At 47.5% G+C, this 13,043-nt stretch carries 11 protein-coding genes and 1 tRNA gene; 3 read left to right on the plus strand and 9 right to left on the minus strand.

Annotation, left to right across the window (positions count from 1 at the left end; translation table 11 throughout):
- Positions 1-12: 12 nt before the first annotated feature.
- Entirely contained in the window at positions 13-1,413 is a 1,401-nt protein-coding gene (locus H9L42_RS03805) for a C69 family dipeptidase (protein WP_187302076.1), read from the minus strand.
- Between the two features lie 132 nt (positions 1,414-1,545).
- Here H9L42_RS03805 and H9L42_RS03810 point away from each other — a divergent pair, with 132 nt between their 5' ends.
- Complete coding sequence (locus H9L42_RS03810) at positions 1,546-2,616, plus strand: CdaR family transcriptional regulator (RefSeq protein ID WP_187302077.1); 1,071 nt, start codon at positions 1,546-1,548, stop codon at positions 2,614-2,616.
- Between the two features lie 89 nt (positions 2,617-2,705).
- Here the strand turns inward: H9L42_RS03810 and H9L42_RS03815 are convergent.
- The 7 genes from H9L42_RS03815 to asnS form a co-directional block, all read right to left on the minus strand.
- Positions 2,706-2,781 (minus strand) — tRNA-Ala (locus tag H9L42_RS03815).
- A gap of 348 nt (positions 2,782-3,129) precedes the next feature.
- Positions 3,130-3,888, minus strand: coding sequence for an SH3 domain-containing protein (locus tag H9L42_RS03820; protein ID WP_187302078.1), 759 nt, complete (start codon positions 3,886-3,888; stop codon positions 3,130-3,132).
- 86 nt (positions 3,889-3,974) lie between these two features.
- Complete coding sequence (locus H9L42_RS03825; protein ID WP_187302079.1) at positions 3,975-4,520, minus strand: putative ABC transporter permease; 546 nt, start codon at positions 4,518-4,520, stop codon at positions 3,975-3,977.
- 135 nt (positions 4,521-4,655) lie between these two features.
- Complete coding sequence (locus tag H9L42_RS03830; RefSeq protein WP_187302080.1) at positions 4,656-5,606, minus strand: N-acetylmuramoyl-L-alanine amidase; 951 nt, start codon at positions 5,604-5,606, stop codon at positions 4,656-4,658.
- Between the two features lie 62 nt (positions 5,607-5,668).
- Complete coding sequence (locus H9L42_RS03835; RefSeq protein WP_187302081.1) at positions 5,669-6,964, minus strand: cytidylate kinase family protein; 1,296 nt, start codon at positions 6,962-6,964, stop codon at positions 5,669-5,671.
- Positions 6,965-6,976: 12 nt separating this feature from the next.
- On the minus strand, positions 6,977-7,903 hold the full coding sequence (locus tag H9L42_RS03840) for a MarR family winged helix-turn-helix transcriptional regulator (RefSeq protein WP_187302082.1): 927 nt from the start codon (positions 7,901-7,903) through the stop codon (positions 6,977-6,979).
- A 216-nt stretch (positions 7,904-8,119) separates the two neighbouring features.
- Positions 8,120-9,514: an asparagine--tRNA ligase gene (gene asnS / locus H9L42_RS03845; RefSeq protein WP_187302083.1), complete on the minus strand. Its 1,395-nt coding sequence runs from the start codon at positions 9,512-9,514 to the stop codon at positions 8,120-8,122.
- A 280-nt stretch (positions 9,515-9,794) separates the two neighbouring features.
- On the opposite strand from asnS, the gene H9L42_RS16805 reads away from it, so the two are divergent.
- Both H9L42_RS16805 and H9L42_RS16810 read left to right on the plus strand, forming a co-directional pair.
- Positions 9,795-10,301, plus strand: a complete 507-nt coding sequence (locus H9L42_RS16805) for an AlbA family DNA-binding domain-containing protein (RefSeq protein ID WP_207734912.1) — start codon at positions 9,795-9,797, stop codon at positions 10,299-10,301.
- Positions 10,282-10,959, plus strand: coding sequence for an ATP-binding protein (locus tag H9L42_RS16810; RefSeq protein WP_207734913.1), 678 nt, complete (start codon positions 10,282-10,284; stop codon positions 10,957-10,959). The genes H9L42_RS16805 and H9L42_RS16810 overlap by 20 nt, the downstream gene beginning before the upstream one ends.
- A gap of 107 nt (positions 10,960-11,066) precedes the next feature.
- Here H9L42_RS16810 and lysS read toward each other — a convergent pair whose 3' ends face one another.
- Entirely contained in the window at positions 11,067-13,028 is a 1,962-nt protein-coding gene (gene lysS, locus H9L42_RS03855) for a lysine--tRNA ligase (protein WP_187302084.1), read from the minus strand.
- Positions 13,029-13,043 lie beyond the last annotated feature (15 nt).

The raw sequence follows: 13,043 nt of genomic DNA on the forward strand, positions 1-13,043 counted from the left end.
CTCCCCTCCTTCTTACTTAATCACGGCGCGGTCATACGGCATTCCGCATCCGTCTGAAACTTGTGTAAAATAAGAAAGCAGCATCCGATCCAGATCCGAAGTTTTCAGTGTACCCTTTATTTCCGCGATCAGAGCTCTCGCCGCCTGAAAACTCTCGGAAGCCGCTCTGGCGGAAAAATCCTTCAGCTCCTGCGGATCTCCGTTCCAGTTTCCCTCGATATACTCTGCTTCCTCCAGAAACCTGTTTTCCATACTGGAGAACGTCTCTTTCACCTTGGGCGCGAACTTCTCATAGTTCAGCGCTATGTACCGTTCCAGCTCAATAAAGGTCCACCACGGATCCTGTTCCCTATACAGAGCGTCCGCGTGCTGCAGATCTTCCGGGAGCCATTTTACATTATAAAACGGACGGAATACGGAACAGCATGGAGGCGCCATACTCGACCAATAAGTAAACCGCAGTTCTTCCGGCGCGTCCTTGCGGATAACTGCCACACAGCTGGCCGCGGTTACACATCCGCTGACGCCTCCCGGATGGCTGCAGATACATGGGATTTTCGCCGCGGCGGGACTGAAAATCGTCTGTCCCAGCGCTTCTCCCTCATAATGGTCCCGCAGATTGTCCATCATCATCTTCGGAGTAAAAGGCTCTCTGCCATTCATCAGCCTGTCAAGCCGCGCGTAGCGGACGAAGCCTTCCGATTCCCCGAACAGACAGTCGTCAATGGTCCATGCCTTCGCCGGATTAAAATCGTTTTCCTCTGTCTGCGGGGAAATCCAGCCTTTTTCCTTCGCTTCCCGCAGCGCTCCTTCGCTAATCCAGGTATAATCAGACTGGATGGAATAGCAGTTGGATAAATAGCCGGTCTTCTCGACTTTTTTAGCTGCCCAGCTTCTCTGATGGGATTCAAAGAGATAAACTTCCTCCCCATCCGCGATTACATAATTGCTGTTAAAGGGACGGATTCTGGTTTCCGGATCTCCTCCGGTACCAAAAGTCTCCAGCAGCTGCCCGATGATTTCCACCGCTTTTTTCGCAGAATCGGATCTTTCCAGCGCCAGCCGCAGAATATCCATTCCGATCAGACCCCATCTGCGTTCCGGCGCTTCCCGCCCTGATACCTGTTCATTGCCGATCATAACCCCGTGCTCGTTGATTCCGTGTTCAAATCCGAAGAACACATGGGGCTTTGAGCCGATACACGCATAAGTGTGGGGGACCTGCGGAATTCGGATAAAGCTGCATTGAACTTCTTCCCCTTCCTCGTGATCCCGCGCTTCAAAGAAACACAGAGGCTGCGCCTCGTTTATCAGCCGATCGCTGTTTTTTCCAAAAATAACACTTCCGTCTTTTGTCGCGGCGCCTGTCGCCGCCATGGTTGTGCAGGATCTCGTTCCTGCGCTGTATAACATGCGTCTGCCTCCTTTCCGGATTGTAAAATTTGTGTATTACTAGTATAATAGTTCCATAGCCCGAAAGAAATGGGCTGTTCCCCAAAAATTTACACGTTTTTTTGTTACCTGTACTAAATACGGAGGTGTTCCATGTATCTGCAAAAAGATACCGCAGCCAAAATTATCGAAGAAATCAGCATGATTCTGGATTATGACCTGAATATCATGGATGAAAAAGGCGCTATTTTAGCCAGTACCGATCCGTCGCGGGTCGGAATGTTTCATGAAGGAGCCTGGCGCATTATCCGCTACCATCTGAAAGAGCTGTGCATTTATGAAGATGGGCAGTATCACGGATGCCGCAAAGGAATCAATCTGCCGGTATTTTTAAACGATCAGATCATCGGTGTTATTGGAATTACCGGGGAGGTTGCGGAAGTAATGAAATACGCGAAGGTATTGAAAAAGATGACGGAAATTCTCGTCTTGGATCTTTTTTCTTACCACAAAAAAAGCCAGCAGGAACAAGCCCTCTTATTTTTTATCAACGAATGGGTGAATAAAGAACCTGCGGAACTCCTTCCTGCCTTTCGGGATGAACTCCACAGCTATGGCTTTTCAGAGAACGCGCCCTTTGCGGTTGCCCTGGTCACGCCCGGACAGATTCTGCAGGACGCGGAGCCGCCTGTGCTTTCCAGCTGTCTCTGCTCTTGCAACGGAGATGTAGGAGTTGTCATCTGCAGCACCAGCCAGACAGAAAAATTGGCGGCTTTTTTAAAGACAGCTGCCCGAAACGCGGGACAGGAAACATTTCTCGCCTCTGTAGGGAGCGTCCAACCCGATTATACCGGCGTGAAACGTTCTTACAATCAGGCGCGGAAACTTTTAACTGTGAAGCAGGGTGAGAGCGGTATTTTTTTCTATGACAACAGTACGGCGGAACTGATTTTCCACGATGTTCTGCCGGAATATAAAGAAGCGCTGATCCGCCAGCTGCTCCCCGGCTTTACAGAAGAGGAAATGGTAGAATTCGCGGATTTTATGAATGCCTATGTACAGAACAACGGTTCAATCGGCCAAATCGCAAAGCAACTCTTTGTCCACAAAAATACCGTCCAGTACAAAATCAATAAGATTCTCCGGCAAACCGGAAAAGATCCGCGCGTGATTCAGGATGTAATTCTTCTGAACATGGTCGCCGGTTGGATACGGCGGCCGTAGGAAATGGGAACTGTACACATTCTCTAGGCTGCTCAAAGCTGCGATTCCACAAAAAGAAAAAAGCCATCATCGTATCGATGATGGCTAAATGGTGGAGAATAGGGGGATCGAACCCCTGACCTCATGATTGCGAACCATGCGCTCTCCCAGCTGAGCTAATTCCCCGCAATTTTTGTCAGCGAAAATATTATAGCACGTCTTTCTCCAAAATAAAAGCTTTTCTTTAAAAAAAAGTACTTCCTGCTCAAATTTTTCTGTGAGTCCTGTTTGGAACCCTTCCTGCTTAGAAACAAATTTAAAAATTCCCATTTTGTTTATACAATTTTCAGCGTTCCCAGGGCTTTGCTCCGCCGATCAACCGGTAATCCGGATTTTTCCTCGAAATACAGCCCGGAAACGCTGAAAAAGATAGAAACAAATTCAAAAATTTACAATCTGTTTCTATCTTTCCAATTTTCTTTCGGCTTCCTGCCGACATCCGCTCAAATGCCAGTCAGTTTCCCGTCAAATTATCTATCGGGTTTTTTTCAGGTACCTGGAAGCTACCCATTTTTTTACACCAATCAGGGACCAGCCGTTCCGCCGCGCGTATACGGTAACCTTTAATTTGTCAGCCAGTTTTCCTACAACTTCCGATTTTACGCTATAAGATTTTCGTACATTCAGCCTGCTTCCCGGCGTATGAACGTAGCGGGTTTTCGGCTCCGGCTTTTTCTCAAATTTCAGCCCGCGGCTGTCTCTGATCCTTGTGAATCCACTGTCCACGAAGAAAAGCTTTTCCGGCTTTCGGTTGCTTCCGGTTGTGGTAAGCACGTAGGCTCCGTTGCTGTTGGCGCTCCAGCCGGAGCCTTTAAATTTTCCGGTTCCCCACGTCATGTGAATGTGGTTGCCCGTAGCGCCTCCATCTGTTCCTTCGCGGAACATCTTTTCCTTTGCCCGAAAAACATCTCCCACTTTTAAATTCGCGATATCCGCGTCGCTCATATGGGTAACTCTCCCGGTCACATAGAAAATTCCAATGGGCGTAATCACTTTTTTACGCGTTTGAAGCCATATGGTATTTGGCTTTCCCGAATCTCCCCTGCCGTAAATTTTTTTCACAACGACATCAGCCGGAGCGTACATATAATCTCTTCCGGTATCCGCTCCCGCCTCGTCGATAGGGTAATCCTTTTTATTTCCTGTACTGTATTTTCTATGGCTGTAAGATCCGTCGTAAGTCTGGCTGATGCCCATAACCTTAAACGGATAGATCAAATATTGCCATGCCATCTTTCATTCCCCTTCTGCCTCAGAGTCAAGACGGTTTTACCGTCTCAGGATCAGATTATGTATCCGGGGATAAAATGGTGCCTCTGTCAGATCTGATTATGAAAAATACAGTCCAGCAAAAAGATAACGGCTGTAATCGCGGCGACAATGGCGACATTCCGGTCTTTTCGTTTATCAATAATCTTACGGAAGAGCGGGTAGAAAATATACAGCATCACCATTCCGCCAATGCCAAAGCGAAAGCTGGGATTTGGCGCGATCCGGCCTTCAAAGTTCATCCAGAACCGATCGTAATCCCACATCCAGTCTCCTGTCGTCCACTCCATAATATAACTGGCAATCAGCTCGATGGCCGTTGCAATCACCATAATTCCAATGAAAACAAGAACCGGGGTGATATTGACTTTTCCGATCCGTATTTTCTTTTTCATAAACTTTCCGAGGCAAAGCAGCAGTACAATCGCGCCGACGCCATACACAATACAGTACGGCCCGATTAAAACACCTCTGTCCGAGTACCCCCAGCGGTAAACGACTACCTCCAGGAACACTTCGTACATCCATCCGATAATAGAGGTGGCCAGAAAGAATAAAAACAGTTCCTCCACCTTCCGCAGCGTACTTTTTTCCATATTAAGTTCCTCCTTATACTGAATACCTTTCTGTGCTTCCTGTTTAAGGTACGTTGATTGTATCTTAATTTCTGCCCGCACGCAAGAAGAATTTTGTTCCTTTCACAGCATGCGGCGACGCGTTCTCCCGCGTTCTTAAGTTCGTTTCAGGAAACGGTCGATTCCGTTTGCCATGCCCTTCGCCATCTTGTTCTGGTATCGGACGGAACGATTCATCTTTTTATCCTCTTTCGGGTTTGAAAGAAATCCCATCTCTACAATCGTTACCGGCACCTTGCTCCAGTTGATGCCGGACATGGTATCCGTATACATAACGCCTCTGTTTTTCGCGCCGGTCACTTCGCAGAATTCTGACAGAACCGCCCTGGAAAGACTGCGGCTTTTTTTCGAAATCTTTTTGCAGTATTTGTTTTCCGCGGTTGGAGAAATCGTCAGAGCGCCTTTTACTCCGCTGTCTGTCGATGAGTTGGCGTGAATCCGGATAAATACATCCGCTCCCGCTTTATTGGCAATTTTAGCACGCCGGGAGTTGCTGATATTCACATTATGCTTTGCGCGGATCAGTTTTACTTTGTAGCCCCTGGAAACCAGCTCCTTTTTAAGCTTTTTCGCCATTTTCAGTGTCAGCTTATATTCTGGAATTCCGGTACTGGTTCCTGTTGCGCCGGAGGACACTTTTGCCTTTTTCTGCTTTGCTCCGGGACCGATAGGCTCCTTTGACGGATTTCCTTTTCTCTGGTGACCCGCGTCAATCGCTACTAAATATCCGTTATTCCGGGACAGCCGTCCGCTTCTGATATAGTACGTTTTTTTCGAATCGTATACTCTTGACCAGCCGGCTTTGGAGATTCCGGTCACCCGGACTTTTCTGCTCTTTTTCAGCTTTACCGCTTTCGGCGCTGAGGCTTTCGGTTCTTGAAACAGCCAGGCCGCGGATTTTGTATAACGGATTTGCTTTACCGTTTGAAACTCAGGCATCCCGGCGGCCGCGTATACACGATGGACACAGAATGTCACGGCCAGGAGCATAATCACCGCGATAATCCCGGCAGTCGTTCTTGCTCTATGTAAATTCCTCACGTTCATTGGCACAGCCTCCTTTTTTCTATTCTGACATATTTGTAAAAAAATGTCAATCTTTTTTCTTCCTACTGTGCCCGCAGTTTTTTGTCTGACATTTTAATAATGGTGTCTGCTACATCCTCCACAGAAAAAGCGTCTGTCCGCAGCGCCAGATCGTAATTTTCCGCCATCCCCCAGTCTCTTCCGGTAAAGTATTTACAGTGGTTTTTACGCTCGATCGCCACCTTTTTAATTTTTTTCTCCGCTTCTTTCGGATCCAGTCCGTCCCGCCGGACAACCCGATCGATTTTATGCTGCATTCCCGCGCTGATAAACACATGCAGCGCGGTTTTATATTTCCGGAACACATAGCCGGAAGCTCTTCCCACAATAACGCAGGAATTTTTTTCCGCCAGTTCTTTCATAACCTTCTGTTCCACCTGAAACAATGCTTCATACTTGGGCTTTTCCTCAGCTCCATAGGAGTAGTACTGCGTGTACAGATCATAGAGACGCGCGTCCGGAAGCTTTTCCTCATTATTCCGGATATACTGTTCGGAATAATCGCTTTCCTCGGCAGCGCGCCGTATTACCTCACTGTCATAATAGGCAATTCCCAGCTTTTCCGCCACCAGTTTTCCCACTTCTCTGCCGCCGCTTCCGAACTCCCTTCCAATGGTAATAATCCGATGCGGCGTACCGGTCTCTTCATATTCAGGAACCGCTTCCCGCACCTGTGCCGGAAGAAGCTTGGCAGTCGGTTTTTTCAATGCCTTTCCGAAAAGTTTGGCAATCAGTCCCACGGTCAGCGCCGCGACAATCGTCCCTTCCCGAACCCCGATTACCCCGTGGAATAAAATAAGAGAAATGACCAGCGCGCTTCCTGCCATGGAAGCGTCAAAACATACCTTCGTGATTCCGAAATCGGTCCGGAAACGAATGGTGACCGCCTGTACAAAGGCTTCCCCCGGAAGCATAACCACATCCGCCGCGACTTCGAGGAACACGCCGAATCCCAGAATCACACATCCGATCAAAAGAAATAAAATTTTCATCAGATATTCCTGGGGATTCACCCATTCCAAAAGCAGCATGGACCAGTCGATAAAGTATCCGAACACGATAGACACCGGAATCTGCAGCAGGCTGGCCTTTTTAAACTTTTTTCCCAAAAGCGCAATTTGCAGCAGAATCAGCAACAGGCTGAGGGCAATCGTGAATTCCCCCATCGTCGGCCAGAATCCAAGGCTCAGGACATAAGGCACACTGGAAATAGGAGACGTGCCGAGAGCCGCTTTTGTAATAAAGCTGATCCCAAACGAATTAATATAGATACCGATTAAAAAAATGAAATAACGTTTTAAGACTTCTTTTTTTGACATAATTCCTCCAAATTATCGTTCTGCTCGCTCCTTTAAGTTCTCATACATTTGCCTCAGATCCGCGGCCGCTTCCTCCTGCCTGTCTTCTATTCCCGCGAAAGCACCGTTTATCACGCGCTGGACGCCCTCTTTGGATCGGGCTGCCATCGCTCTGCCTTCATCCGTCAGATATACAAACAGCGACCGACGGTTTCCGTTTTCTTCTCTGCGTACAACCAGACCGGCCTGTTCCATATGAAGCAGCAGGCTTGTAACCGTAGCCGGCTCTATCAGGCACGCCTGAGCGATTTCCTTTTGCTGGCAGCCTTCTCTGCCAGCGAGAAATTCCAGAACCTTAGGCTGACCGGTTGTAAGCTTTGTATCCGCAAGTTCCTCATACAGCCGCTTTCGCAGCAACGTCTGGCAGATCATCAGTCTATAGTGCAGGCTTTTCTGAAAGGGAAATTTTTTCGTAGCCTCTGAGCCGCGTTCTTCTTCGACATCCTCTCCGTCTGGCGTTCTGAGATTTTCTTCCACCTTCCCCAGGAGGCTCAAAATCCGATCTCTGTCCTCCAATCCTCGAATCGCGATTGATTCGCACCGGGCAAAGGTCTCCCGCACCAGCCGAGACTGCTCCTGTCCTTTGGAAGTAAGCTCTACTACGACGCTGCGCCGATTTCCTTCTCTGTGGGCCCTCTGTATCAGTCCGGAAGCTTCCATTTTCGATAAAATCCTGGCTGCCGTGGGGGCTCCGATGTCGCTGGCACTGGCGATCTCCCGCTGCACTGCCTCTCCCCTCGCCGCCAGGAATTCCAGTATTTTAGGCTGTCCCGCAGTCAGTCCGGAAGGCTTTAGTCTGTGAAACAGCATTTTATGAAACAGGATCTGTACCGACATAATATCGTTAAAAAGGCGGCTATCGACGTTTGCATCCATCCTCTTTGTCTGTTCTGTCTTCATTCTCCCTATTCCGGCGCTCATAGCTTCTGAACACCATTTCCTTTCCGATAGAATTTGATTTTCGAAATATCATTGTCTTTCTAATTATTGCTACGCTAATTATTGTACTGCTACTCGCGTCGTTTGTCAAAGGGATTTTTTCTTTTATAGCAGCATCGTTTTTTCCACGAAAAAAGCTGCCCGCAGAAAGCATGGCAGCTTAGCCCGTTTTTCTATTTAAAATTCAGCCGTTTTCGGCGTCCTCGGGAATGGGAGAACGTCGCGGATGTTGCTGATTCCGGTCAGGTACATAATGATTCGCTCAAAGCCGAGACCATAGCCCGCGTGTTTCACGCCTCCGTATTTGCGGAGATCCATATACCACCAATAGTCCTTCTCATCCAAACTCAGCTCATCCATTCTGGATTTCAGCACGTCGTAGCGTTCTTCTCTCTGGCTACCGCCGATAATCTCGCCTACCCCCGGAACTAACAGATCACATGCCGCGACCGTTTTTCCATCGTCGTTGAGGCGCATGTAAAAGGCCTTGATGTCTTTCGGATAGTCCGTTACAAAGACCGGCTTTTTATAAATCTCCTCGGTCAGATAACGTTCATGCTCCGTCTGCAGATCAATCCCCCATTCCACCGGGTACTCAAATTTCTTACCGGATTTCTTTAAAAGTTCTACGGCTTCGGTGTAGGTGACACGGGCGAATTCCGCGTTCACAAGGGCGGTCAGCCGCTCCAGCAGACCTTTATCCATGAACTTGCCGAAAAATTCCATCTCCTCCGGAGCATGCTCCAGAACGTAGCGGATAATATATTTGATCATATCTTCCGCCAGATCCATATTGTCGGAAAGATCCGCGAAGGCCACTTCCGGCTCAATCATCCAGAATTCGGACGCGTGTCTCGCGGTATTGGAATTTTCCGCGCGGAAGGTCGGTCCGAAGGTGTAGACGTTGCGGAAGGCCAGGGCAAAAGTTTCCGCTTCCAGCTGTCCGCTCACGGTCAGGCTCGTTTCCTTTCCGAAAAAGTCCTGGCTGTAATCAATTTTGCCATCTTCTGTTTTCGGGAGGTTTTCCATATCCAGGGTTGTGATACGGAACATTTCTCCCGCCCCTTCGCAGTCGCTTCCGGTTACAATCGGCGTATGCACATATACGAAATCCCGTTCCTGGAAGAATTTATGGATTGCGTAGGCTGCCAGGGAGCGCACCCGGAATACTGCTGAAAACGTATTGCTCCTCGGACGAAGATGGGCAATTTCCCGCAGAAACTCCATACTGTGGCGTTTTTTCTGGAGGGGATAATCCGAATCAGAGTCCGCCTCGATTACAACTTCCTTTGCCTTGATTTCAAAAGGCTGTTTTGCCTGCGGAGTCAGAACAAATGTCCCTTTTACCATCAATGCCGCCGCGATCGGCGCCTTTGAAATTTCCTCAAAATTATTCAAAAATTCGGCTTCATAAACCACCTGCACGGATTTGAAAAATGTCCCGTCATTCAGTTCAATAAATCCGAATTTGTTCGATCCTCTGTTGGTCCGAATCCAGCCATGAACCGTAATTTCCTGGTCCGCATACTTGTCTGGTTCCCGGAATAGGGAACGTACCTGTATATCCTTCATAGTTCACTCTCCCTTTTATTTTTATCCGGCTGTTACAGCCGGGAATTTTTGTATACTTTTACAGTTCATTTTATGGTATCACTTTGCGCCTGTTTTTTCAACTGATTTTCATGAGAAAACCAGAGCAACAGCATTTACTTATATAAAAAGAATGATACAATATTAGAATATATCGAAATTGGGTATGATATTCAGCAGATTGCGTAGGGTTATCGTTTCCGTTATCAAGAATACCATAACCAGTTTTTGAAATAAAGTGACAGAATGGAGCTGTTTATATATGAAATACTCGCTTGAAGAATTATGTACGAAAAAAGAGGATCAGGTCTTTGACCGCAAAAGCGCAAGAAAAGACGCTAAAGGATTATCCAATCATATCGTGGCCTTTGCCAATGCAGATGGCGGTACACTCGTCATCGGCATTGAAGACAATGGAGACATAACGGGTATTGACACATATACCAACAATATCAACGATATACTCCGTGTCCCTTTTGATTACTGCACTCCTTCGGTAAAAGTAATGTTCGGAACAGTTGAATGCAAGGATAAAGACGGGAAACCAAATCATCTTTTAATTATAACGATTCCCCAAAGTTCTGAGTTACACGCCAATCAGCAGGATGACGTTTATTATCGAATGGGCGACAAATCAAAGAAGCTAAACTTTGATGAACGCTTACAGCTTATGTATGCCAAAGGCTCCCGCTATTTTGAAGATGAGCCTGTGTTCCGCTCTACGTTAGATGATATTGATATGAATTTTGTTGCCGAATACTGTAAGTAAAATCCTTGATATAGTACGCCAGTCCCTCAATTTTGTAGGCGATCAAATCAAGGAACGCACACGGCTCGGCAACGATGGCAGATTTCACACCACTCCGGAATACCCTGAGTTTGTTTGGAAAGAGATCATCATCAACGCCATCGCCCACCGTGATTACAGCATTAAAGGAACCGATATTCAGATAAAAATGTTCGACGATCATATTACCGTAGAGAGTCCCGGTACTCTCCCCGGCATTGTGCGTTTAAGCAATATCCGCACCGTACATTTTTCTCGCAATCCAAAAATCGCTCGTTTCCTGCAGGAATATGATTATGTAAAAGAGTTTGGTGAAGGTGTTGATCGTATGTTTAAGGAAATGGAGGGGGCCGGACTTCCCGCACCGGAATACAGTGATAATGCCTTTATGCTCAATGCTACGATACAAAATAACAACGCAGATGGCGAAATAAATGGCGAAATAAATTTTGATAAAAACGAATTGCTTGTATACAACGCGATTGCAGCTAATCCTACGGCTACGAGATCAGACCTGATTGAAATACTTGATATTTCTGCTCGTACTATTGATCGAGCAATTAAATCCCTGAAAGATAAAAGTGCCATTGAGCGTATTGGCTCAAAAAAGACCGGATACTGGAGTATTATTACGAAATAAGCAACCACTTATACGGAAAAGGCAGCCACTTTGATACTTGGGCTGCCTTTTTTCTGTTCATTATGCGATTTTTTATCTCTGAGTTTTGACATCCAAAACGTTACATCTTAGTACAGCTTGGCGCCGGCCGGAATGTGATCGTCCACCATCAGAAGATGCAGTCTTTCCTCTCCCTTTTCGTGATGTACGGCGCTGATCAGCATGCCGCAGGAATCAATTCCCATCATCTTGCGCGGCGGCAGGTTGACAATGGCAATCGCAGTCTTTCCTACCAGCTCTTCCGGCTCGTAATAATCGTGGATTCCGCTGAGAATTACGCGATCCTCATCCGTTCCGTCATCCAGAACGAATTTCAGCAGCTTTTTGCTCTTGGGAACCGCTTCACATTCCTTGATCTTAACCGCCCGGAAATCCGACTTGCTGAATGTGTCGAAGTCCACCATATCTTCAAAGAGCGGTTCAATTTCCACATTGGAAAAATCAATTTTTTCCGGAGCCGCGGCTGCCGGCTTTTTCGCCTTTTTGGAATCACTGTCCAGCGGCTTCATTGTCGGGAAGAGGATAATATCCCGAATGCTCGGAGCGTTGGTAATCAGCATGATTACGCGGTCGATGCCGATTCCCAGACCTCCCGTCGGCGGCAGTCCGACTTCCAGCGCGTTTACAAAATCCTCGTCCATCGGATGCGCCTCATCATCCGAACCGTCGTCGAGCTGCGCCTGCTGCTCTTTAAACCGTTCGTACTGGTCAATCGGGTCGTTCAGCTCGGAGAAAGCGTTGGCAATTTCCCAGCCGTTGATATACGCTTCGAATCTTCTGGTGATTCTCGGATCTTCCGGATCCCGCTTTGCCAGCGGAGAAATTTCCACCGGATGTCCCACTACGAAAACCGGACCGTCCAGATATCCCGGAACATCTTCGCAATATTCCTCGAACATTTCCGCCAGGATCTTACCTCTGGTCATCTCCTGCACTTCATCCTTATCCATTCCCTGGCCGATGGCTGCGGTTCTCGCTTCCTCGTCCGTCTGAATCTGATCAAAGTCCACGCCGGTAATCTCTTTCACCGCGTCGCTCATTCTCAGTCTTCTCCACGGCGGCGTCAGGTCGAACTTCTTTCCCTGATATTCGATCACCATGCTGCCGGTGGCCTTAAGCGCGGCTTTGGAAACGACCTGTTCCGTAACTTCCATGGTTTTCTCCATATCCTCATAGGCCATGTAGCATTCCATGGATGTAAATTCCGGGTTATGATTCCGATCCATCCCTTCATTACGGAACATTTTACCCATTTCATAAACCCGGTCGAGGCCTCCCACAACCAGCCTCTTCAGGTACAATTCATTGGAAATACGCAGCTTCATATCCAGATCCAGCGTATTATGGTGTGTCTCAAATGGACGGGCGTTGGCGCCGCCCGCAATCGTTGTCAAGATTGGCGTATCCACTTCCAGGTAACCGAAGTCTTCCTCCAGAACCCGCTTGATTTCCTTGATAATGGCCGCCCGCTTGATGAAGGTATCCTTTACATCCTGATTCATAATCAGGTCCACATAACGCTGTCTGTAACGGATATCCGTATCCTTCAGGCCGTGCCACTTATTGGGGAGCACCTGCAGGGACTTGGAAAGAAGCACCATTTTGGAAACTTCCACTGTAATTTCGCCCCGCTGGGTCTGGAACACCTTTCCCACGATACCGAACAGATCTCCGATATCGGAAGTTTTAAACCATTTATATTCTTCCTCTCCCAGAACATCTTTTTTTACATGGCACTGAATTCTGCCTTTGGAATCCTGGATATCAATGAAGGATGCCTTTCCCATGCCTCTTTTGGCCATCATTCTTCCGGCAATGGAAACTTCCTTTCCGTCCATTTCTTCAAACCGGTCTTTAATGTCCTGGCTGTAAGCGTTGACATCCCACTTTTCAATCAAATAGGGATTCCTTCCCGCTTCCTGCAGATTTTTCAGCTTTTCTCTCCGGATTCTGCGCTGTTCACTCAATCCTTCTTCTGTCAGCTCTTCCGTGTCCGGATTTACATTCTGGTTTTTCTTCTGTTCACTCATTCTTACTACCTCTGG

The sequence above is a fragment of the Zhenpiania hominis genome, assembly GCF_014333425.1.
Taxonomy (GTDB): Bacteria; Bacillota; Clostridia; order Peptostreptococcales; family Anaerovoracaceae; genus Hominibacterium; species Hominibacterium hominis.

Coding starts and splice junctions, on each gene's coding strand:
- H9L42_RS03830 (WP_187302080.1), bottom strand. CDS start 5,606: ATGAACGTGAGGAATTTACATAGAGCAAGAACGACTGCCGGGATTATC.
- H9L42_RS03810 (WP_187302077.1), top strand. CDS start 1,546: ATGTATCTGCAAAAAGATACCGCAGCCAAAATTATCGAAGAAATCAGC.
- H9L42_RS03825 (WP_187302079.1), bottom strand. CDS start 4,520: ATGGAAAAAAGTACGCTGCGGAAGGTGGAGGAACTGTTTTTATTCTTT.
- H9L42_RS16805 (WP_207734912.1), top strand. CDS start 9,795: ATGAAATACTCGCTTGAAGAATTATGTACGAAAAAAGAGGATCAGGTC.
- asnS (WP_187302083.1), bottom strand. CDS start 9,514: ATGAAGGATATACAGGTACGTTCCCTATTCCGGGAACCAGACAAGTAT.
- H9L42_RS03805 (WP_187302076.1), bottom strand. CDS start 1,413: ATGTTATACAGCGCAGGAACGAGATCCTGCACAACCATGGCGGCGACA.
- H9L42_RS03835 (WP_187302081.1), bottom strand. CDS start 6,964: ATGTCAAAAAAAGAAGTCTTAAAACGTTATTTCATTTTTTTAATCGGT.
- lysS (WP_187302084.1), bottom strand. CDS start 13,028: ATGAGTGAACAGAAGAAAAACCAGAATGTAAATCCGGACACGGAAGAG.
- H9L42_RS03840 (WP_187302082.1), bottom strand. CDS start 7,903: ATGAAGACAGAACAGACAAAGAGGATGGATGCAAACGTCGATAGCCGC.
- H9L42_RS03820 (WP_187302078.1), bottom strand. CDS start 3,888: ATGGCATGGCAATATTTGATCTATCCGTTTAAGGTTATGGGCATCAGC.